Below are 19,823 nucleotides of genomic sequence, written 5' to 3' on the forward strand. Positions count from 1 at the left end.
GTGCCGCGAATGGGCCGCAACGCGGCCCCCATCACTTCTTGCCTTTCACTTCAGCTGGCGCCTTGCCCGCCTTCATCTGCTGCAACAGCGGCGTGCACTGGTTGGGATCATCCCCGCTGCTAGGCGCAATCAGCGCCAGCAACCCTGCCGCCGGCCCGGCCACCACCCCCAGCGCCACCATACCCGCCCCGCGCAGTGCCAACGGCAGCGCCTGCACGCCTGCACTCGGCTTGGCAAACGGCCCGCGCACATACAGCGGCGAACGCAGCGAGAACAGCCGCAGGCCTTTCGATTCCGGGGTCACCTTCAAGTCCAACTGCTCGGAGGCAAAATTGGCCGTGCCGTTGATGTAGATGATCGCGTTCTCGGTATCGAAGATGAACAACCGCGTAGTCGCCAGGCCGTCCTTGAGCCCGACATCGGCCGCTGCGCAATTGATTTTCACATCCTCGTCACCGAACAGCTTGCCGACCACGTAGTTGCCCACGTTCAAGCCAGCGATTTCCATGAGGCTGCGGCTGATCGCGCCATCGTTGATGAGCATGCGCAGGTCGCCATTGGCCGTCCCCAGCAGGGCCGCAACCGAATTGCCGCGGCCGCTGATGTCGGCATCGCCGTTCAACTCGCCAAAGCTGGTCTGCATCGGCGCGAAAGTGGGGAACAGCTGCTTGAGCTTGAAGCCTCGGGCAGTCAGTTGGGCGCGACCCTGCAAGGGCACGCTGCGGCCGTCCAGGCGGATTTTGGAGGCCAGGTTGCCGCCGGCGACGCCAAACCGCAGGGGCTCCAGGCGCAACAGCCCGTCTTCGAGCATCACATGGGCCGACAGGTCGTTGAACGGCAGTTGCGTGCTATGCACGATGCGCTTGCCGGCAAAGGTGACATCGGCGTCCATCGCGCGCCAGCGCTCTGTGCGGAATTCTTCAACCGGCAGCACCTTGCCCGTTGGCTGCTTGCTGGCACCACCACGTGCCTTCTGCTCGGCGTTGGAGTCGGCGCTGATCAGCGGCGCAAGGTCCTTGAACAGCAACTGGTTGGACACCAGGTTGCCGGACAGCTTGGGCCGTGGCTGGCTGGCGACGAAGGCCAGGTCACCGTGGATGTCGCTGTCACCGATCTTGCCGTTGAAGCCCTGGTAGTTGAACGTCGCGCCTTGCGGTGCATGCAGGTTGGCGCTGAGGCGGCCGTCGGTCGAGTAGGCCGGGGTGTCCGGCAGGGTCACCCCGGTCAATGGGTAAAGGTTGCCCAAGCTTGCGCCGGACAGGCGCAAGCGCAGGTCGAGCGCACCGAGGTTACGCGGGTCGGTCAGGGTGCCGGCGAGCACCACATGGGTGTCGGCGATGCGCACGTCGGCTTGCACCGGGAACGGTTGGCTGGCGTCCTGCAGGGCCAGCAGGCCGCCGATCTTGCCGGTACCGGACACCGGCTGGCCCTTGTAGCGGCCTTGCGCCTTGAGCCCGAAGGCGTAGTCCTGTGCACCACCGGCCTTCTCGGCGCTGGCCTTGCCGACGATGTCGCTGAACGGGATCGGCTTGCCCAGCGGGTCGATCTGCACCTTCATGCTGGTTTTCAGGGTTTGATCGTCGAAGCTGACATTACCCTGGTCGAAACCGATCGCACCGATATCCAGCTGCCATTTGGACGGTTCTGCGTTTTCATCCTTGGGGCCGAAGTCGAACGTCCAGTTGGCACGGCCATCGGCCAGGCGAGTGAGGCTGGCAGTGGGTTTGGTCAGGTCGATGCGCGGGATGCTGATCTGCTGGAACACCAGCGGCAACGGCGCCAGGCGGAATTCCACGCGCTCCAGGCCCACCATCTTCGGTTCCTTGAGCCACTCCGGGTTGCCCAGGGTCAGGTCCTCGGCAATGAAATGCGGCCATGGCACCCAGGCACGCCAGCCACCCTCTTCAGGCTCGGTGCGCCAGTGCACGGCCAGGTTGCCGTTGATTGCGAAGGGCCGGTGCAGGGCCTCGGAAACCTTTTCGTTGAGCAGGGGCTTTACGCGGTTCCAGTCGAAGGTAGCGATCACCACCACCAGAATCGCCAGCAGGGTTAACAGGGTGGCGAGGGCCCAGAGGAGGATTCTGGCGGGACGCGTCATTGCGTGATTCTCCTTGCGGCATGGCACAAAACGGGTACAGCTATGGCAGTCAATATGTCGGACTGTGGAAAACCCGTGGGGTTTTATCGAGAGCGCCATGATAGCGAAGTTTTCCTGGCCTTTTGCTCAGCAATACGTCGCGTCAAGCGCTGCCTGCTACCCGTCAACAGGACCTTCACGTCAGCCTCAGCCAAGCGGTAAAGCGCTTTCCAGAGCGGTTGCCAACCTCTATCAATGCGGTCGATTGTTACCATTACCCGTATGAACTTCTCTCTGGCGTTACCGAGCGTAGCATTGGCTCCGTACCCACTTTCCAGCCCCCGAGAGGAGCACCGAAATCATGAAACGCCACCTGCTGACCCTGACCCTGTCCATCCTGGCTGCCAACGCTTTTGCCCTGCCAGCCGACGAACAACACCTGACCGCCGAATCCCGCTCCAGCGCTGCCGAAATCGCCCAGCCGCTGAAAACCGTTGCCGAAGGTGGCTCTGATCGCCTGATCGAACAAGCCGGCCGTGTAGCCGAAGGTGGCTCGGACCGTCTGATCGAACAAGCTGGCCGCGTTGCCGAAGGTGGCTCGGATCGCCTGATCGAACAAGCTGGCCGCGTTGCCGAAGGTGGCTCGGATCGCCTGATAGAACAAGCCGGCCGCGTTGCCGAAGGTGGCTCGGATCGCCTGATAGAACAAGCCGGCCGCGTTGCCGAAGGTGGCTCGGATCGCCTGATCGAACAAGCTGGCCGCGTTGCTGAAGGTGGCTCGGATCGCCTGGTTGAACTCAGCCGTGTGAGCTGATCACCATGGCCGAAAAGAACAACCTCTGTCACACCGCTTGCTCCCCTCCAGGCCCGGTCCATTGACCGGGCTTTGTTTTTTTATCTAGAGTGCCCAGCCTTACCGTCATAGAAGCCCGCATCATGCTGCCGCGCGCCGAACAGAAGCTACAGACCCGCCAGGCCCTGCTCGATGCCGCCTGCCTGCTGATGGAGAGTGGCCGTGGTTTCGGCAGTATCAGCCTGCGCGAAGTGGCGAAGACCGCTGGCATCGTGCCCACCGGCTTCTACCGGCATTTCCCCGACATGGACGCCCTGGGCCTGGCCCTGGTGGCCGAAATCGACACCACCTTCCGCCAGACAATCCGCCTGGTGCGCCAGAACGAATTCGAACTGGGCGGCATCACCGATGCTTCGGTGCGCATTTTCCTCGACGTGGTGGCTGCTCACCGCGCGCAGTTCCTGTTTCTGGCCCGTGAGCAATACGGTGGCTCACAGGCCGTGCGCCAGGCCATTGCCCGCCTGCGCCAGGACATCAGCGACGATCTGGCCACCGACCTGGCGCGCATGAAGCGCTGGCAGCACCTGGACAACGCCGCGCTGGCAGTGATGGCCGACCTGGTGGTGAAGACCGTGTTCGCGACCCTGCCCGAGCTTATCGACAGCCCCGATTCGGGTTATCCACAGGCACTGACGGCGCAGGAAAAGATCACCCAGCAATTGCGCTTCATCTTCGTCGGCGCGCGGCATTGGCAAGGGCTCGGCAACCCGGGCTGATGGGCCGGCACAGGCTACTGAAAACGCCAGTTCTGCTACCATGGCGCCCTGCCCGACAGCGACGAGCGCCGAAATGTCCGACCCCCGCCCCACCCTGCCTGAACTGGCCCGCTTCAACCAGCACTTCGCCGAATGCATCGTGCCGTTGTGGGAAGGCCCGGGCTGGAATGCCGACCTGGCCCTGCCCTACGAGGCGCTGGACGCCCAGCACCAGCCCTTGCCGGTGCAGCGCTATCGGGCCATGGCCTGCGCACGCCAGCTGTACCTGTTCAGCAGCCGTATCGGGCAACCGGGCGCAGCCGAGCGGGCGGCGGCGTTGTTCCGCTCGCTGCAAAAGCACTTTCACGACGCCGAGCACGGTGGCTGGTTCTACAGCATCGACGCCCAAGGCAAGCCGCTGGACCGGCGCAAGGACCTGTACACCCACGCGTTCATCGTGTTTGCCTGCGCGCACTACTGGGGCAAGGTGCGCGAAAGCCTGGTGGAATCCACCCTGAACGCCGCGCTGGACATCATCGACCAACAGTTCGCCCGTGACGACGGCCTGTACGAAGCCAGCCTGGATGAAGACTGGGCCGACCTGGGCAGCGGCCCGCTGCAGAACCCGCAGATGCACCTGGCCGAGGCGTTCCTGCAGGTGCTGGCGGTGCGTGGTGATGAACATACCCAGCAGTCGCTGCTGCAGTTGTGTGAAGCGCTGCAGGCGCACTTCGTCGAACCGGCCCATGGCCTGATGCTGGAAAAGCCACGCGGGGCTGTGGATAACTGGTTCGAGCCGGGGCACCAGTTTGAGTGGTTCTACCTGCTGCACACGTCACCGCTGCTGCGTGCCACACCGTTGCATGCGTCCATCGACCGGGCTTTCGGCTTTGCCGAGCAGTACGGGGTGAAGGATACGGCGGTGCTGGCGATGCTGGATGTGGATGGCCGGGTGCTGGATGCCACACAACGCATCTGGGCCCAGGCGGAGTACCTGCGGGCGCTGGTATTACGCGCGGGGAGTGAGGCGAAGCTGGTTGACCAGCTGCAGGCGCTGCAAGCGCGGTTCTTGCGCGAAGCGGGCTGGTATGAGTGCCGGGATGGTGAGGGCAACGTCAGCCGGCATGATATGCCATCGACTACGCCCTACCATTTGGCGACTTGCCTGGAAGGGTTGCAGCGCCTGAACTGACGCTTTCGCAGCACAAGGCTGCTCCTACAGGGATAGCAGTGCGTCTGAAACCTGCGCAATGCCTGTAGGAGCAGCCTTGTGCTGCGAATGGGCCGCAAAGCGGCCCCGCTTTGTTGATCAGCCCTTGACCGAACGGTCGATGGAGAACCCTGCCCAATCCTGGCTCACCGGCATCAGCTCCAGGCTGTTGATGTTGATGTGCGCCGGCTGGTTGAGGATCCAGAAGATGGTCTCGGCAATGTCCTGCGGCTGGATCGGCTCAGCACCCGCGTAAGTGGCGTCGTACTTGGCCTGGTCACCGCCGAAGCGCACCAGCGAGAACTCGCTCTCGCACAGGCCTGGCTCGATGTTGCTGACGCGCACGCCAGTGCCACGGAGATCGCAGCGCAGGCTCAACGAGAACTGGCCGACGAAGGCTTTGGTGCCGCCATACACGTTGCTGCCCGGGTACGGGTAGTTGCCCGCCACAGAACCTACGTTGAGGATCGACGCGCCGCGACCGTGGGCGATCAGGCGTGGCAGCAGCAGGCGGGTGGTGTACATCAGGCCCTTGATGTTGGTGTCGACCATGGTTTCCCAGTCGTCCAGGCTGCAGTTCTGCGCCGCATCCACACCCAGTGCCAGGCCGGCGTTGTTGACCAGGCCGCGAATCTTCTCGAACCCGGCCGGCAAGCTGGCGATGGCCTGCTCCATGGCCTTGCGGTCACGCACGTCGATCACCAGGCCGTGTACTTCGGTCTTGGCCGACAGCTCGGCGCACAGGGCGTCCAGGCGCTCCTTGCGGCGACCAGTGAGCACCAGCTTCCAGCCAGCTTCGACAAAGCGGCGGGCGGTGGCCTCGCCGAAACCGGATGTGGCGCCAGTGATGAATACGGTGGACGTCATGCTCTGTTCCTCACGGTAGGTTGTCATCGGCAGCTTTGCAGCATGCCCGCGCGGCGCGCTGGCAGCAAGCCGTTCGGGGCGCTGTACATTTTTTGTTCATATACGGCAAACCCTTGCGGCAGAAGGCTCGGCGCGAGCTATGCGCATGTTATCCACAAGGCTTTCCCCACGGATTGGGGGCAACTCGTCCACAGTGCGGAACCCTTTCAGCGTTGTGTGGTCGGTGGATATCTTCTCGGTGAGGATGCAAAGCTTTCAAGCATGCTGCCTGCAGCAGTCTGTCCAAGGTTTTCCCACAGAGTTATCCACAGCTATGACCCTGATTTCGAAGTGCTTTGGGGCCTGTGAAAAACCCTGAAAAGTCATCCACAGAAAGCATGTGATCAAAAAATGATCGCATCTCTGCAGGGCTTGGTATCAAAGGGCTGTAGCGAGATGCCACCATGTTTTCCACAGGCGGTTCCACATTATCGGTGGACAAGATCAAGCCTGTGGAAACAAGGGCTTGCGAGGGAGTGTTGGTGTGTATCGAGAATAAGGCGCGGCAAGTTGTCCACATGGGAATGGGGCTGCTTGGCAGCCCCGGATGTAACTCAGTGCCCGCCAAGATAGGCGTTGCGCACTTCCTCGTTGGCCAGCAGCTCCTGCCCGGTCCCGGTCATGCGAATCTCCCCGTTGACCATCACATACGCCCGGTCTGACAGCTTCAACGCATGGTTGGCGTTCTGCTCCACCAGGAAAATGGTCATTCCGGTCTTGGCCAGCTCACGCAGGGTCGCAAAGATCTGCTTGACCACGATCGGTGCCAGCCCCAACGAGGGCTCGTCCAGCAACAGCAACTTCGGCCGGCTCATCAGCGCCCGGGCAATCGCCAGCATCTGCTGCTCGCCACCGGACATGGTCATGGCCCGCTGGGTACGCCGTTCCTTCAGCCGCGGGAACAGCTCGTACATGCGCTGCATGTCTTCAGCGGCATGCTTGTCGCCGATGGGGATGGTGCCCATCATCAGGTTTTCCTCGACGGTCATGTCGGGGAATACCCGGCGCCCTTCCGGCGACTGGGCAATACCGTTGGACGCAATGTAGTGCGACGACTTGCGGGTAATGTCGGTGCCTCGATAAACGATATGCCCGGCCGCAGCGCGGGGCTGGCCGAAGATGGACATCAGCAGGGTCGACTTGCCGGCACCGTTGGCGCCGATCAGGCTGACCGTCTCGCCTTCGTTGATGTGCATCGAAACCTTTTTCAGCGCCTGGATCGGCCCGTAGAACACGTCCAGGTCCTTCAGTTCCAGAATGGGTGCACTCATACCAGTTCCTCTTCATCTGCACCCAGGTAGGCGGCGATCACCGTCGGGTTGTGGCGGATTTCCTGCGGCGCGCCTTCGGCAATCACGTTGCCGTGGTCCAGCACCACGATATGGTCGGAAATGCTCATGACCATGCCCATGTCGTGCTCGATCAGCACCACGGTGATGTCGTGCTCGTCACGCAGCACACGAATCATGCGGCTGAGGGCCTCGGTTTCCTGGGGGTTCAGGCCCGCCGCCGGTTCGTCCAGGCAGATGATCTTCGGCCGCGTGCACATGGCCCGGGCAATTTCCAGGCGGCGCTGCTGGCCGTACGACAGCTCGCCGGCCAGGCGGTTGGCGCAGTCGACCAGGTCGACCACTTCCAGCCAGTAGAATGCGTGGTCCAGCGCGTCGCTTTCGGCCTTGCGGTAGGCCTTGGTGTTGAGCACCCCGGCCAGCAGGTTGCGGTTGACCCACATGTGCTGGGCCACCAGCAGGTTTTCCACCACCGACATTTCCTTGAACAGGCGAATGTTCTGGAAGGTGCGCGCCAGGCCTGCGCGGTTGACCAGGTGTGTGCCGCCGAACATCTTGTAGTACAAGCGGTTGGTAAAGCGTGCCGGCGACACGAAGTCCGCCGCCTGGAAGCGCTCGCCAAGCAACTGGATGACGTTGGTGTGGCTGCCGCGCACGTTCAACTCGATGCGACCGCCACTGGCCTTGTAGAAGCCGGTCAGGCAGTTGAACACCGTGGTCTTGCCGGCGCCGTTGGGGCCGATCAGGGCGAAGATCTGGTTGCGCCGGACCTTCAGGCTGACATCACTCAGCGCCTTGATGCCACCGAATTGCATCATCAGGTTGTCGACCGAGAGAATGATATCGTCGCTCATGGCGCCACTCCTTTACGCGGGGTCACACCGGTACGGCTGATGCGGATCAGCCCACGCGGTCGCCAGATCATCATCAGCACCATCAACACGCCGAACAACAGCACCCGGTATTCGGAGAAGCTGCGCAGCAGTTCGGGCGCCACGGTCAGCACGAACGCTGCAATCACTACGCCCACGGTCGAGCCCATGCCACCCAGCACGACGATGGCGAGGATCAGCGCCGACTCGAAGAAGGTGAACGACGACGGGTTGACGAAGCCCTGGTATGTGGCGAAAAACACCCCGGCCAGGCCGGCCGTGGAGGCACCCAGGGTAAACGCCGAAAGCTTGACCAGTACGTGGTTCAGGCCCATCGAGCGGCAGGCGATCTCGTCTTCGCGCAGCGCTTCCCAGGCGCGGCCTACCGGCATGCGGGTGAGGCGGTGCTTGATGTACAGCACGGCCAGCACCACCAGGAACAGCACCGCGTAGATGAACACGAACTTGAGGTTGGCGTTGTAATCGAAGCCGAAGAACTCGTGGATCGGCACCCCGCCATCCTTGGCCCGGCGGCCGAATTCCAGGCCGAAGAAGGTTGGCGAAGGCGCCGGCATGCCGTTGGGGCCTCCGGTGAACGACAGCCAGTTGTTCAGTACCAGGCGGATGATCTCGCCAAAACCCAGGGTCACGATTGCCAGGTAGTCACCGTGCATTCGTAGCACCGGGAAGCCCAGTATGCACCCCGCCAACGCGGCGGCGATGGCCGCCAGGGGTAGCACGCTCCAGAAACCCAGGCCGAGGTACTGGTAACCCAGTGCCAGGCCGTAGGCACCAATGGCATAGAACGCCACGTAGCCGAGGTCGAGCAGGCCGGCCAGGCCGACCACGATGTTAAGACCAAGCCCCAGCAACACGTAGATCAGGCCGAGGATGACCACGGTCAGCAGGTACTTGTTGGCGAAGATCGGGAAGACGATGGCAATCACCACCAGCGCCGGGATGATGTAGCGCAAGCGCGACTTGTAGTCCGGTGCGTTCACATGCACACCCGAGCCACCGCTGTCGAAGCCCTGAAGCATGCGCACGCCAGCGGCGCTCTGCAGGAACAGGCTGAGCAGGAAGCGCCCCACCATCACCCCGCCGACCAGCCAGGCTACGCGGCGAGGCTCGGCATTGAAGGTGTAGCCGTCGAGCACAACGCCGACGACCGGGCCAAACACAATGAGTGCCAGCAGGCCGGCGACGAGGGTCTCCAGCAGGCTGCGTTTAAGGTCGAAACCCTTGGTTTCGCTGACAGAGGCAGTTTTGGCAACGGACATGTTCACACCTTAGCCACGAGCGGGCGACCCAGCAGGCCTTGTGGGCGGAAGATAAGGATCATCACCAGCAGCGAGAAGCTGAACACGTCCTTGTAGTCGGAGTTGATCAGGCCAGAAAACAGCGACTCGGAAATCCCCAGGATGATGCCGCCAAGCATGGCGCCAGGCAGCGAGCCGATGCCACCGAGCACTGCGGCGGTGAACGCCTTGATGCCGATGATGAAGCCGGCGTAGAAGTCGAAGGTGCCGTAGTTCATGGTGATCAACACACCGGCCAGGGCGGCCATTACCGCACCGATGACAAACACGTAGGAAATCACCCGGTCGGTGTTGATGCCCAGGATCGAGGCCATCTTGCGGTCTTGCTGGGTGGCACGGCACATGCGGCCGAGCTTGGTGTACTTGATCACGTAGGTGAGCAGGCCCATGCCCACGAAGGCGGCGATCAGGATGAAGATCTTGGTGTAGGTCAGTTGCACGAAGCCGGTGCCGACTTCGACACGCAAGGCCCCTTCAAGCAGGGTGGGCACGCCTTGCTGGCGGGCGCCCTGGCTGATCTGTGCGTAGTTCTGCAGGATCAGCGAGATGCCGATGGCACTGATCAGCGGCGCCAGGCGGGTGGAGTTGCGCAGGGGTTTGTAGGCGATGCGTTCGATGGTGAACCCATAGACGCCCGTGACGACGACGGTGAACAACAGCGTACCCAACATCAGTAGCGGGAACGACTCGACGCCGAAATAGGCCAGCAATGCCAGGCTGATTGCCGCGAGGTACGCGGAAATCATATACACCTCGCCGTGCGCGAAGTTGATCATGCCGATGATGCCATAGACCATTGTGTAGCCGATGGCGATCAGGCCATAGACCGACCCGAGGGTCAGGCCGTTGACCAGTTGCTGCAGGAAAATACCATCCATAACGCAATCTCACCTGATGGAGATTGCACGAGCGCCGACCACGGCAGGCCACGGATAAAGCGGCCCCCGCAGTGCAGAACCGTGCAGATCTCCGAATAAAGACAGGTACCGCAGGGGCTTGGGCCCGAGCATCAGCCCGGGCCGTGGGCCGTTATTATTTTTGTTTTTCCAGCTGGTGGTACTTACCGTCTTTGTCCCACTGGTAGACCACATAGTCGGACACGGTCAGGTCACCCTTGCTGTCCCACTTCTTCTCGCCCATGACGGTCTTGACCGGGTTGGCCTTCAGCCACTTGGCCGCGTCTTCGCCCTTGTTCGACTTGGCGCCGTTGAACGCAGCGGCCAAGGCTTCCAGCGAGGCATAGGCGTACAGGGTGTAGCCTTCAGGTTCGGTACCGGCCTTGCGGAACTCCTCCACCACCGCCTTGCTGTCTGGCAGCAGGCGCGGGTCGGCGCCGAAGGTCATGTACACGCCATCGACGTACTGCGCGCCGCCAGCGGTAGACACCAGTTCGTCGGTGACGATGCCATCATCGGACATGAACTTGACGTCCTTCAGGCCCTGCTCGCGCAGCTGGCGTACCAGCGGGCCGGCCTCTGGGTGCAGGCCGCCGAAGTAGACCACGTCGGCACCGGTGGAGCGGATCTTGGTAACCACGGCGCTGAAGTCTTTCTCGCCGCGGGTCAGGCCTTCGTACAGCACAGGCTTCACGCCGCGTTTTTCCAGCTGCGCCTTGGTCGCGTCGGCCAGGCCCTGGCCGTAGGTGTCCTTGTCGTGCAGCACCGCGACTTTCTTGCCCTTGAGCACGTCGACGATGTAGTCGCCAGCAACGATACCCTGCTGGTCGTCACGGCCGCACATGCGGAACATGGCGCCGAGGCCGCGCTCGGTCACCTGTGGGTTGGTCGAGCCCGGGGTAATGGCGATGATGCCCGCTTCGTCATACACCTCGGACGCCGGAATGGTGTTGGAAGAACAGAAGTGGCCCACTACGCCGATCACCTTGTCCTGGTCGGCCAGGCGGTTGGCCACAGCCACGGCCTGCTTAGGTTCGCAGGCGTCATCGCCCGGCACCAGTACGATTTTCTCGCCATTCACGCCACCGGCTGCGTTGATCTTGTCGGCCGCTGCCTGCGCACCTTTCATGTACTGCTCGCCAAACGCCGCGTTAGCCCCGGTCATCGGGCCCGCTACACCGATCTTGACGTCGGCCTGAACATACGAAGAAACACCCAGGGCCGTAGCGACGGCCAGTGCCAGGAAACCTTTCTTGTAAAACGTCTGCGACATGAGGTGGTGCTCCTAGAGTTTTTTTTGGTTGGCACTACAACTTCTCAACCCTGTGCTCAGAGCAAGGGCCGTGCCATAGGTTTTGTCTTCCGGGAAAACACACTGCGCAGGCGCACTGCAGGCGACCGACGGCCTTTTCTTTATTGAGCGTGCAACCGTCTGCCGCGCGGCAGGCGCCACCACACGTACAGACAAGGAGCAACCGCCATGTGCCATCATTGCAACCCTGGCAAGTGTTTACGTGCAACCGCCCTGTAACAGCGGACGTCACCGAAGTGCACACCGCTGGTGCGCGACTGCTACAGGCGGCACCGTTTGAAGGCTAGCCGGTGCACGGAAAAACACCTCTGTTTTGGCAGATACGCAGCCCTGTGGCAGCCCTGTGGGAGCGGGTTCACCCGCGAAGAGGCCAGCCCAGACACAACAAGGCCCAAAAGGCTGGCACAATGTCGGCCATTCGCCGCTTCCGGAGCCCCCTTGATGAGCGAAAGCGCATTCGCCGAGCGCATCGTGCACAACCTGCTCGACACCGACTTCTACAAACTCACCATGATGCAGGGTGTGCTGCACAACTACCCGGACGCCGACGTCGAATGGGAATTCCGCTGCCGTAACGGCGAGGACCTGCGCCCCTACCTGGGCGAGATCCGCCACCAGCTCGAACTGCTCAGCGACCTCACCCTGGATGATGGCCAGCTGGCCTTCCTGGAACGCATCAGCTTCCTCAAGCCCGACTTCCTGCGCTTTCTGCGCCTGTTCCGCTTCAACCTGCGCTACGTGCGTATCGGCATTGAAAACGACCAGCTGTTCCTGCGCCTGAAAGGCCCGTGGCTGCATGTGATCCTGTTCGAAGTGCCACTGCTGGCGATCATCAGCGAAGTGCGCAACCGCCATCTGCACCCGCACATGCGCCTGGCCGAGGCCCGCGACCAGCTGTACCGCAAGTTCGACTGGCTACGCGCACATGCCAGCGATGACGAACTGGCCAACCTGCAGGTAGCCGACTTCGGCACCCGCCGGCGTTTTTCCAGCCGTGTGCAGGAAGACGTGGTGCGGGTGCTGCGCGACGACTTCCCGGCCCGCTTCGTCGGCACCAGCAACGTCGACCTGGCATGGAAACTGGATATCAAGCCGCTGGGCACCATGGCCCATGAGTGGATCATGGCCCACCAGCAACTCGGCCCGCGCCTGATCGACAGCCAGATCGCCGCGCTGGACTGCTGGGTGCGCGAGTACCGCGGCCTGCTCGGCATCGCCCTGACCGACTGCATCACCATGGATGCCTTCCTTGGCGATTTCGACCTGTACTTTGCCAAGCTGTTCGACGGCCTGCGCCACGACTCGGGCGAGCCGGTGGCCTGGGCGGAGAAGGCCATTGCCCATTACCAGAAACTGGGTATCGACCCGATGACCAAGACCCTGGTGTTTTCCGACGGCCTCAACCTGACCCGCTCACTGGAGATCTTCCGTGCCCTGCGCGGTCGCATCAACGTCAGCTTTGGCATCGGCACCAACCTGACCTGCGACATACCGGGTGTGGCGCCGATGAACATCGTGCTTAAAATGACCGACTGCAACGGCGCGCCAGTGGCCAAGATCTCGGACGAAGCCGCCAAGACCCAATGCCGTGACGAGAACTTCGTCGCCTACATGCGCCACGTATTCAAAGTCCCCAGCAAGGAGTAACCCATGCAAGCGGTTCAGCAAGAGATTGCCCAGGCGCTGAAGGTACAGCCGCCGTTCGCCGACGCTACCGCGCTCGAGGCCGAAGTCGCCCGGCGCGTGGCGTTCATCAAGGATTGCCTGGCCAACGCCCGGCTCAAGACCCTGGTGCTGGGCATCAGCGGCGGTGTCGACTCGCTGACTGCCGCCTTGCTCGCCCAGCGCGCCGTGAATGAACTGCGGGCCGAAACCGGCGACAAGGCATACACCTTCATTGCCGTGCGCCTGCCCTACCAGGTGCAGCACGACGAGCATGACGCCCAGGCCTGCCTGGACGTGATCAAGGCCGATGAAGTGCACACCGTGGATATCGCCCCGGCGGTGCGGGCATTGGCCGCTGAAGTGGTGGAGTTGAAGAACGGCTCGCCCACGCTGGTGGACTTTGTGGTGGGCAACGTCAAGGCCCGTACCCGCATGGTCGCCCAGTACACCATCGCCGGCGCCCGCGCGGGCCTGGTGATCGGTACCGACCACGCCGCCGAGGCGGTGATGGGCTTCTTTACCAAGTTTGGTGATGGTGCCTGCGACCTCGCGCCCCTGAGCGGGCTGGTGAAGAACCAGGTACGGGCCATTGCGCGCAGCTTTGGCGCACCGGAGTCACTGGTGGAGAAGGTGCCGACGGCGGACCTTGAAGACCTGGAGCCGGGCAAACCGGACGAAGCATCACATGGCGTGACCTACCAGCAGATCGATGCCTTCCTGCATGGGTTGCCGGTTGATCAGGCGGCGTTCGATATCATCGTCGCCACCTACCGCAAGACCCAGCACAAGCGCGAACTGCCGTTCGCCCCGTGATCAGGCTGTAGAAAGACCTGTGGGAGCGGGTTCACCCGCGAATACGTCAGTGGCCTCACCATCGCATTCGCGGGTAAACCCGCTCCCACAGGGTACAGCGTCAGCCTTTGATTACTTGACGACGACCTTGCCTTTCATCATCGAGATGTGGCCCGGGAAGGTGCAGAAGAAGCTGTAGTCACCACCGGCTTCCAGCTTGGAAGTGTCGAACTTCACTTCGGTCTCTTTTTCCGGTGCACCGATCATCGCGGTGTGGGCGATGATGTTGGCGTTATCTTCCTTCAGGTAGCCCTTTTCGATGCCCTGGGTCATGCCTTCAGTAGCAATGGCCTGCATGTCGGCAGTCTTGCTGATCACCAGGTTGTGGCCCATGACGTTCTTCGGCAGGTTGCCGGAGTGGGTCAGTTTGACGGTGAATTCCTTGCAGCTCTTGTCGACGGTGAATTCTTTGGTGGTGTAGGACATCTGGTCCGTCGATTCGACAGTCACCGAGCATTCGGCTGCAAAGACAGAGGCGCTGGCGAGGGTCAGCAGGGATACCGCTACAGCTTTCGCAAACATCATGAATCTCCTTGGCAGGGTTTTATCAATTGCGAGACTGCCTGAAACCGTTCGGCCCCTTTCTGATATGAGTCAAGGGGGCGTCAAGAGGCCAGCCAGTAGAATTGTTCAATGGATTGTATACAACCAATCTAAGAGCACATCATGCCCTTTTAATAGACGATGGGACAACCTCTCATTTAGGAGCAATACCAAATGCCCATCTCTGCCTTCATCAACAGCCTGCTCGCCGCCTATGCCCACGGGGCCACGGGTGCCATCTGCGAATTCTCCCGCCCGGAATGAACACAGCCTTGGAAGCGACGGGCATGCGCCGTACCCTGTCCACCTGAGTGACAGGAGATGAGCAATGCCCGTACGTTCCGTTTGTGTGTTCTGCGGCGCCAGCATCGGCGCCAACCCTGCCTACCGTGAAGCAGCCATCGCACTTGGCCAGGCCATTGCGCGCCGCGGCCTGACCTTGGTCTATGGCGGCGGCGCGGTCGGCCTGATGGGCACCGTTGCCGACGCGGCCATGGCGGCCGGTGGCGAAGTGATCGGGATCATTCCCGAAAGCCTGATGAACGCCGAAATCGGCCACAAGGGCCTCAGCCGCCTGGAAGTGGTCGACGGCATGCATGCACGCAAGGCGCGCATGGCCGAGCTGAGCGATGCCTTCATCGCCCTGCCGGGTGGGCTGGGTACGCTGGAAGAATTGTTCGAAGTCTGGACCTGGGGGCAACTGGGCTATCACGCCAAGCCGTTGGGGCTGCTGGATGTGAACGGTTTCTACGAGAAACTGGGTGGGTTCCTCGACCATATCGTCGAAGAAGGCTTTGTGCGGCCGCAACATCGGGCGATGTTGCTGCTGGGGCAGCAGCCGGACGCACTGCTGGACGGGATGGACCGTTTTGTGGCGCCGGTGGTGCCGAAGTGGGTCGACAAGCAGCCTGATTGAAGCTGAGATTTTTGGGACCGCTTTGCGGTCCTTTCGCGGCACAAGGCCGCTCCTACAGGGAATCGCGGTTTCTTGTAGGAGCGGCCTTGTGCCGCGAAAGGGCTGCAAAGCAGCCCCAAAATAGATCAATCAGCGCGGAATAACGGGCTGACGCGGCTTCTTGTTGCCCTTGCCGCCCTTGGCTGCTTCCTTGCGTTCCTTGGCCGCCTGCTGGTTACGCGCAAACGCCTCGGCCTTGGCCTTCTCACGCTTGTCCCACGGCTTGCTGCCATCGCTGGCACGCGGCGGCAGGCCGGTGTGCTGGGTGAGGATCTTCTGGTCCTTGCCCACCTTGTGGCTGCCCGCTGGCGTCGAGTTCTTGCGGCGCGCGCTCTGATACGTGTCGGATTGCGGCTGGTGCAAAGGGATCAGCTGGTGCTTGCCCGGCCCGATCAGGTCGGCGCGGCCCATACGCTCCAGCGCTTCACGCAGCATCGGCCAGCCCTTCGGGTCGTGGTAGCGCAAAAACGCCTTGTGCAGGCGGCGTTGCTCGTCGCTCTTGACGATCTCCACCCCTTCACTCTTGTAGGTCACCTTGCGCAGCGGGTTCTTGCCCGAGTGGTACATGGCCGTGGCCGAGGCCATCGGCGAGGGGTAGAACGCCTGTACCTGGTCGGCGCGGAAGCCGTTGCCCTTCAGCCACAGGGCCAGGTTCATCATGTCTTCGTCGGTGGTGCCCGGGTGCGCGGCGATGAAGTACGGAATCAGGTACTGCTCCTTGCCCGCCTCTTTCGAGTACTTCTCGAACATACGCTTGAAGCGGTCGTACGAGCCGATACCCGGCTTCATCATCTTGTCCAGCGGGCCACGCTCGGTGTGCTCCGGGGCAATCTTCAGGTAGCCGCCAACGTGGTGGGTAACCAGTTCCTTGACGTACTCCGGCGACTCCACGGCCAGGTCATAGCGCAGGCCCGAGGCGATCAGGATTTTCTTCACACCTGGCAGGGCACGGGCCTTGCGGTACAGCTCAATCAGCGAGCTGTGGTCGGTGTTGAGGTTTTCGCAGATACCCGGGAACACGCACGACGGCTTGCGGCAGTGCTTCTCGATTTCATGGCTCTTGCAGGCGATGCGGTACATGTTGGCGGTTGGCCCGCCAAGGTCGGAGACCACGCCGGTGAAGCCCGGCACCTTGTCGCGCATTTCTTCGATCTCGTGGAGGATCGACTCGTGCGAGCGGTTCTGGATGATGCGGCCTTCATGCTCGGTGATCGAGCAGAAGGTGCAGCCACCAAAGCAGCCACGCATGATGTTCACCGAGAAACGGATCATCTCGTAGGCCGGGATGCGCTCCTTGCCATAGGCCGGGTGCGGCACACGGGCGTAAGGCATGCCGAACACGTAGTCCATCTCTTCGGTGGTCATGGGGATGGGTGGCGGGTTGAACCACACATCCACTTCGCCGTGCTTCTGCACCAGGGCGCGGGCGTTGCCCGGGTTGGTCTCCAGGTGCAGCACGCGGTTGGCGTGGGCATAGAGCACCGGGTCGTTACGCACCTTTTCGAACGAAGGCAGGCGGATTACCGACTTTTCCCGGGTCACGGCCGGGCTGTCGAGAATCTGCACCACCTTGGCTTCGTTCGGGTCTTCCTGGTCGCCCTTGGCCTGCTCGATGGCGCAGGCCTGGGTGTCCTGGGTGTTCACGTACGGGTTGATGATCTTGTCGACGCGGCCCGGGCGGTCGATGCGGGTGGAGTCGATCTCGTACCAGCCCTGCGGGGTATCACGGCGCACGAACGCGGTGCCGCGGATGTCAGTGATGCTCTCGATCGTCTCGCCACTGGCCAGGCGCTGAGCCACTTCCACCACCGCACGCTCGGCGTTGCCGAACAGCAGGATGTCGGCGCTGGCGTCGATCAGGATCGAGTGACGCACCTTGTCCTGCCAGTAGTCGTAGTGGGCGATGCGGCGCAGCGAAGCCTCGATGCCGCCGAGTACGATCGGCACATGCTTGTAGGCTTCCTTGCAGCGCTGGCTGTACACCAGGCTGGCGCGGTCCGGACGGCTGCCGGCCAGGCCACCAGGGGTATAGGCATCGTCGGAACGGATCTTTTTGTCGGCGGTGTAGCGGTTGATCATGGAGTCCATGTTGCCCGCGGCCACGCCGAAGAACAGGTTCGGCTCGCCAAGCTTCATGAAATCGTCTTTCGACTGCCAGTTCGGCTGGGCAATGATGCCTACGCGAAAGCCCTGGGCTTCCAGCAGGCGGCCGATGATGGCCATGCCGAACGACGGATGGTCGACGTAGGCATCACCGGTCACGATGATGATGTCGCAGGAATCCCAGCCGAGCAGATCCATCTCCTGCCTGCTCATTGGCAGGAAAGGTGCTGGCCCGAAGCATTCGGCCCAGTACTTGGGATAGTCGTAGAGTGGTTTGGCTGCTTGCATGTCAGTGACCGGTTCTGGTGTGCAGGGAAATCGCGGGCGCGGAATATAGCACAAATTTTGACCAAATCCGACTGTCTTCGTGGGGATTGGTGGGTTGGGCGACGGTTGGGTGAAGGCTGCCAGGTGCTTGGCTTAGGGCTTGTGGTGAGATTGCCAAGTGTTCGCCGCAGCAGTTTCAGCGCCTATGAGATCGAGCGCCGCCCGCGCGGCGCATCGCGAGCGAAGCTCGCTCCTACGTTTGTTTCGGGCCAATTATTCCTGTGGGTATTGCGCGCGAACGCCTTGGTGCATGGCGCGATATCGCGTCGTACAAACAAGGCGGTCGCGCGCGCCTGTCACAGGCGTAACTGGCCCGAAACAAACGTAGGAGCGAGCTTGCTCGCGATGCGCCGCGCGGGCGGCGCTCGATCTCATAGACGCTGAAATTGCCGCGACGAGTACATGGCCGCCTTCATGCAATACGAAGTCAGCCCCTCAGTGCTTGACCCCCAACAGCAATCGCCCGTTACTCGTCATCGTCGAAGTTGTACATGCCCGGCGCAAGGTTCTCGAAGCGGGTGTACTTGCCGATAAACGCCAAGCGCACGAAGCCAATGGGGCCGTTACGCTGTTTACCGATGATGATTTCGGCCACGCCCTTGTGCTCGGTCTCGGGGTGGTACACCTCGTCCCGGTACACGAACATGATCACGTCGGCGTCCTGCTCGATTGCACCCGATTCACGCAAGTCGGAGTTCACCGGGCGTTTGTTGGGGCGCTGTTCCAGGGAGCGGTTCAGCTGCGACAGGGCGATGACCGGGCAGTTGAACTCCTTGGCCAAAGCCTTGAGCGAGCGGGAGATTTCGGAAATTTCGTTGGTGCGGTTGTCACCGGAAGAGCCCGGGATCTGCATCAGCTGCAGGTAGTCGACCATGATCATGCCGATTTCACCGTGCTCACGCGCCAGGCGACGCGTGCGCGCACGCATTTCCGACGGGCTGATGCCAGCGGTATCGTCGATGAACAGCTTGCGGTCGTTGAGCAGGTTGACTGCGGAGGTAAGCCGCGGCCAGTCGTCGTCGTCCAGCTGGCCGGAACGCACCTTGGTCTGGTCGATACGGCCCAGGGACGAGAGCATACGCATGATCAGCGATTCACCTGGCATCTCGAGGGAGAACACCAGCACCGCCTTTTCGCTGCGCAACACGGCGTTTTCCACCAGGTTCATGGCGAAGGTGGTTTTACCCATCGACGGACGGCCCGCGACGATGATCAAGTCGGCTGCCTGCAGGCCGCTGGTTTTCTCGTCCAGGTCGGTGTAGCCGGTAGAAATACCGGTGATATCACTGTCGGAGTTGAACAGCGTATCGATGCGGTCGATGGCCATGGTCAACAGCTCGTTGACACCCACCGGGCCGCCGGTCTTTGGCCGTGCCTCGGCGATCTGGAAGATCTGCCGCTCGGCATCGTCCAGAATCTCTGCAGCGTTGCGCCCCTGCGGGTTGAACGCGTTGTCGGCAATATCGGTGCTGATGCTGATCAGCTGGCGCAGTGTGGCCCGTTCGCGAATGATCGCGGCGTAGGCCTTGATGTTGGCCACCGACGGGGTGTTCTTGGCCAGTTCGGCCAGGTAAGCCAGGCCGCCTACCTGCGAGGACAGGCCTTCCTTGTCCAACTGCTCGTGCAGCGTCACCACGTCAAATGGCTGGTTGGCATCGGCCAACTTGTGCACGGCGCGGAAGATCAGCCGGTGGTCATGGCGGTAGAAATCGCCGTCCGACACCTGGTCCAGCACCCGCTCCCAGGCCTCGTTGTCCAGCATCAGGCCACCGAGCACGGCCTGTTCGGCCTCGATGGAATGCGGCGGCACCTTCAGGGCGGCGGTTTGCAGGTCAAGCTGTTCGGAGGTGGTGATCTCGTTCATGGCCACGAAAGAATTCTGGAGGATGAAAAAGACAAAGGGCACGGCCTGTACAAAACAGGACCGTGCCCGATGTTAACCGCCTGAC

General features: G+C 62.0%; 16 protein-coding genes. 6 read left to right on the top strand and 10 right to left on the bottom strand.

The genetic code is table 11. The features are described 5' to 3' along the window. Window positions 1-31 precede the first annotated feature (31 nt). Window positions 32-2,098: an AsmA family protein gene (locus ABI582_RS11765; RefSeq protein ID WP_442119259.1), complete on the bottom strand. Its 2,067-nt coding sequence runs from the start codon at window positions 2,096-2,098 to the stop codon at window positions 32-34. Window positions 2,099-2,438: 340 nt separating this feature from the next. Between ABI582_RS11765 and ABI582_RS11770 the strand changes: the two genes are divergently transcribed. The 3 genes from ABI582_RS11770 to ABI582_RS11780 all read left to right on the top strand — a co-directional run bounded on the left by ABI582_RS11770 (window position 2,439) and on the right by ABI582_RS11780 (window position 4,817). Continuing rightward, window positions 2,439-2,891: a phage infection protein gene (locus ABI582_RS11770; protein ID WP_338745397.1), complete on the top strand. Its 453-nt coding sequence runs from the start codon at window positions 2,439-2,441 to the stop codon at window positions 2,889-2,891. 122 nt (window positions 2,892-3,013) lie between these two features. Further along, window positions 3,014-3,646 (top strand): TetR family transcriptional regulator, encoded by a 633-nt coding sequence (locus tag ABI582_RS11775; protein WP_086977225.1) that lies wholly within the window; start codon window positions 3,014-3,016, stop codon window positions 3,644-3,646. Between the two features lie 73 nt (window positions 3,647-3,719). Then, window positions 3,720-4,817, top strand: a complete 1,098-nt coding sequence (locus ABI582_RS11780; RefSeq protein WP_442119260.1) for an AGE family epimerase/isomerase — start codon at window positions 3,720-3,722, stop codon at window positions 4,815-4,817. A gap of 117 nt (window positions 4,818-4,934) precedes the next feature. On the opposite strand, the gene ABI582_RS11785 is transcribed toward ABI582_RS11780, so the two are convergent. The 6 genes from ABI582_RS11785 to ABI582_RS11810 form a co-directional block, all read right to left on the bottom strand. Then, entirely contained in the window at window positions 4,935-5,702 is a 768-nt protein-coding gene (locus ABI582_RS11785; protein ID WP_442119261.1) for an SDR family oxidoreductase, read from the bottom strand. Window positions 5,703-6,295: 593 nt separating this feature from the next. After that, window positions 6,296-7,012 (bottom strand): ABC transporter ATP-binding protein, encoded by a 717-nt coding sequence (locus ABI582_RS11790; RefSeq protein ID WP_442119262.1) that lies wholly within the window; start codon window positions 7,010-7,012, stop codon window positions 6,296-6,298. Continuing rightward, window positions 7,009-7,884, bottom strand: coding sequence for an ATP-binding cassette domain-containing protein (locus tag ABI582_RS11795; protein WP_442119263.1), 876 nt, complete (start codon window positions 7,882-7,884; stop codon window positions 7,009-7,011). The genes ABI582_RS11790 and ABI582_RS11795 overlap by 4 nt, the downstream gene beginning before the upstream one ends. After that, the gene (gene livM, locus ABI582_RS11800; protein WP_016489421.1) at window positions 7,881-9,182 is read right to left on the bottom strand and encodes a high-affinity branched-chain amino acid ABC transporter permease LivM; all 1,302 of its coding nucleotides are present in this window, start codon (window positions 9,180-9,182) and stop codon (window positions 7,881-7,883) included. Before livM ends, ABI582_RS11795 begins: the two co-directional genes overlap by 4 nt. Window positions 9,183-9,184: 2 nt before the next feature. Further along, a complete protein-coding gene (locus ABI582_RS11805; protein WP_016489422.1) occupies window positions 9,185-10,099 on the bottom strand; it encodes an ABC transporter permease subunit in 915 nt (304 codons plus the stop codon). Window positions 10,100-10,253: 154 nt separating this feature from the next. Next, window positions 10,254-11,390, bottom strand: coding sequence for a branched-chain amino acid ABC transporter substrate-binding protein (locus ABI582_RS11810; RefSeq protein ID WP_442119264.1), 1,137 nt, complete (start codon window positions 11,388-11,390; stop codon window positions 10,254-10,256). A gap of 480 nt (window positions 11,391-11,870) precedes the next feature. Here ABI582_RS11810 and pncB point away from each other — a divergent pair, with 480 nt between their 5' ends. Together pncB and nadE are read left to right on the top strand one after the other, a co-directional pair. Then, window positions 11,871-13,076, top strand: a complete 1,206-nt coding sequence (gene pncB, locus ABI582_RS11815; RefSeq protein WP_016501865.1) for a nicotinate phosphoribosyltransferase — start codon at window positions 11,871-11,873, stop codon at window positions 13,074-13,076. A gap of 3 nt (window positions 13,077-13,079) precedes the next feature. Next, window positions 13,080-13,907: an ammonia-dependent NAD(+) synthetase gene (nadE, locus tag ABI582_RS11820; RefSeq protein WP_234226696.1), complete on the top strand. Its 828-nt coding sequence runs from the start codon at window positions 13,080-13,082 to the stop codon at window positions 13,905-13,907. Between the two features lie 111 nt (window positions 13,908-14,018). Here nadE and azu read toward each other — a convergent pair whose 3' ends face one another. Then, complete coding sequence (gene azu / locus ABI582_RS11825) at window positions 14,019-14,468, bottom strand: azurin (RefSeq protein WP_132844083.1); 450 nt, start codon at window positions 14,466-14,468, stop codon at window positions 14,019-14,021. 349 nt (window positions 14,469-14,817) lie between these two features. On the opposite strand from azu, the gene ABI582_RS11830 reads away from it, so the two are divergent. After that, window positions 14,818-15,405, top strand: a complete 588-nt coding sequence (locus ABI582_RS11830) for a TIGR00730 family Rossman fold protein (RefSeq protein ID WP_019471457.1) — start codon at window positions 14,818-14,820, stop codon at window positions 15,403-15,405. A gap of 129 nt (window positions 15,406-15,534) precedes the next feature. Here the strand turns inward: ABI582_RS11830 and ABI582_RS11835 are convergent, their stop codons facing one another. Together ABI582_RS11835 and dnaB are read right to left on the bottom strand one after the other, a co-directional pair. Next, entirely contained in the window at window positions 15,535-17,835 is a 2,301-nt protein-coding gene (locus ABI582_RS11835) for a YgiQ family radical SAM protein (RefSeq protein WP_442119265.1), read from the bottom strand. A gap of 505 nt (window positions 17,836-18,340) precedes the next feature. Further along, window positions 18,341-19,738, bottom strand: a complete 1,398-nt coding sequence (gene dnaB / locus ABI582_RS11840) for a replicative DNA helicase (protein WP_019471349.1) — start codon at window positions 19,736-19,738, stop codon at window positions 18,341-18,343. Window positions 19,739-19,823: the final 85 nt, after the last annotated feature.

The organism is Pseudomonas sp. SAS7 (genome assembly GCF_052112345.1).
Taxonomy (GTDB): domain Bacteria; phylum Pseudomonadota; class Gammaproteobacteria; order Pseudomonadales; family Pseudomonadaceae; genus Aquipseudomonas; species Aquipseudomonas putida_Q.

Coding starts and splice junctions, on each gene's coding strand:
- ABI582_RS11765 (WP_442119259.1), bottom strand. CDS start 2,098: ATGACGCGTCCCGCCAGAATCCTCCTCTGGGCCCTCGCCACCCTGTTA.
- ABI582_RS11770 (WP_338745397.1), top strand. CDS start 2,439: ATGAAACGCCACCTGCTGACCCTGACCCTGTCCATCCTGGCTGCCAAC.
- ABI582_RS11775 (WP_086977225.1), top strand. CDS start 3,014: ATGCTGCCGCGCGCCGAACAGAAGCTACAGACCCGCCAGGCCCTGCTC.
- ABI582_RS11780 (WP_442119260.1), top strand. CDS start 3,720: ATGTCCGACCCCCGCCCCACCCTGCCTGAACTGGCCCGCTTCAACCAG.
- ABI582_RS11785 (WP_442119261.1), bottom strand. CDS start 5,702: ATGACGTCCACCGTATTCATCACTGGCGCCACATCCGGTTTCGGCGAG.
- ABI582_RS11790 (WP_442119262.1), bottom strand. CDS start 7,012: ATGAGTGCACCCATTCTGGAACTGAAGGACCTGGACGTGTTCTACGGG.
- ABI582_RS11795 (WP_442119263.1), bottom strand. CDS start 7,884: ATGAGCGACGATATCATTCTCTCGGTCGACAACCTGATGATGCAATTC.
- livM (WP_016489421.1), bottom strand. CDS start 9,182: ATGTCCGTTGCCAAAACTGCCTCTGTCAGCGAAACCAAGGGTTTCGAC.
- ABI582_RS11805 (WP_016489422.1), bottom strand. CDS start 10,099: ATGGATGGTATTTTCCTGCAGCAACTGGTCAACGGCCTGACCCTCGGG.
- ABI582_RS11810 (WP_442119264.1), bottom strand. CDS start 11,390: ATGTCGCAGACGTTTTACAAGAAAGGTTTCCTGGCACTGGCCGTCGCT.
- pncB (WP_016501865.1), top strand. CDS start 11,871: ATGAGCGAAAGCGCATTCGCCGAGCGCATCGTGCACAACCTGCTCGAC.
- nadE (WP_234226696.1), top strand. CDS start 13,080: ATGCAAGCGGTTCAGCAAGAGATTGCCCAGGCGCTGAAGGTACAGCCG.
- azu (WP_132844083.1), bottom strand. CDS start 14,468: ATGTTTGCGAAAGCTGTAGCGGTATCCCTGCTGACCCTCGCCAGCGCC.
- ABI582_RS11830 (WP_019471457.1), top strand. CDS start 14,818: ATGCCCGTACGTTCCGTTTGTGTGTTCTGCGGCGCCAGCATCGGCGCC.
- ABI582_RS11835 (WP_442119265.1), bottom strand. CDS start 17,835: ATGCAAGCAGCCAAACCACTCTACGACTATCCCAAGTACTGGGCCGAA.
- dnaB (WP_019471349.1), bottom strand. CDS start 19,738: ATGAACGAGATCACCACCTCCGAACAGCTTGACCTGCAAACCGCCGCC.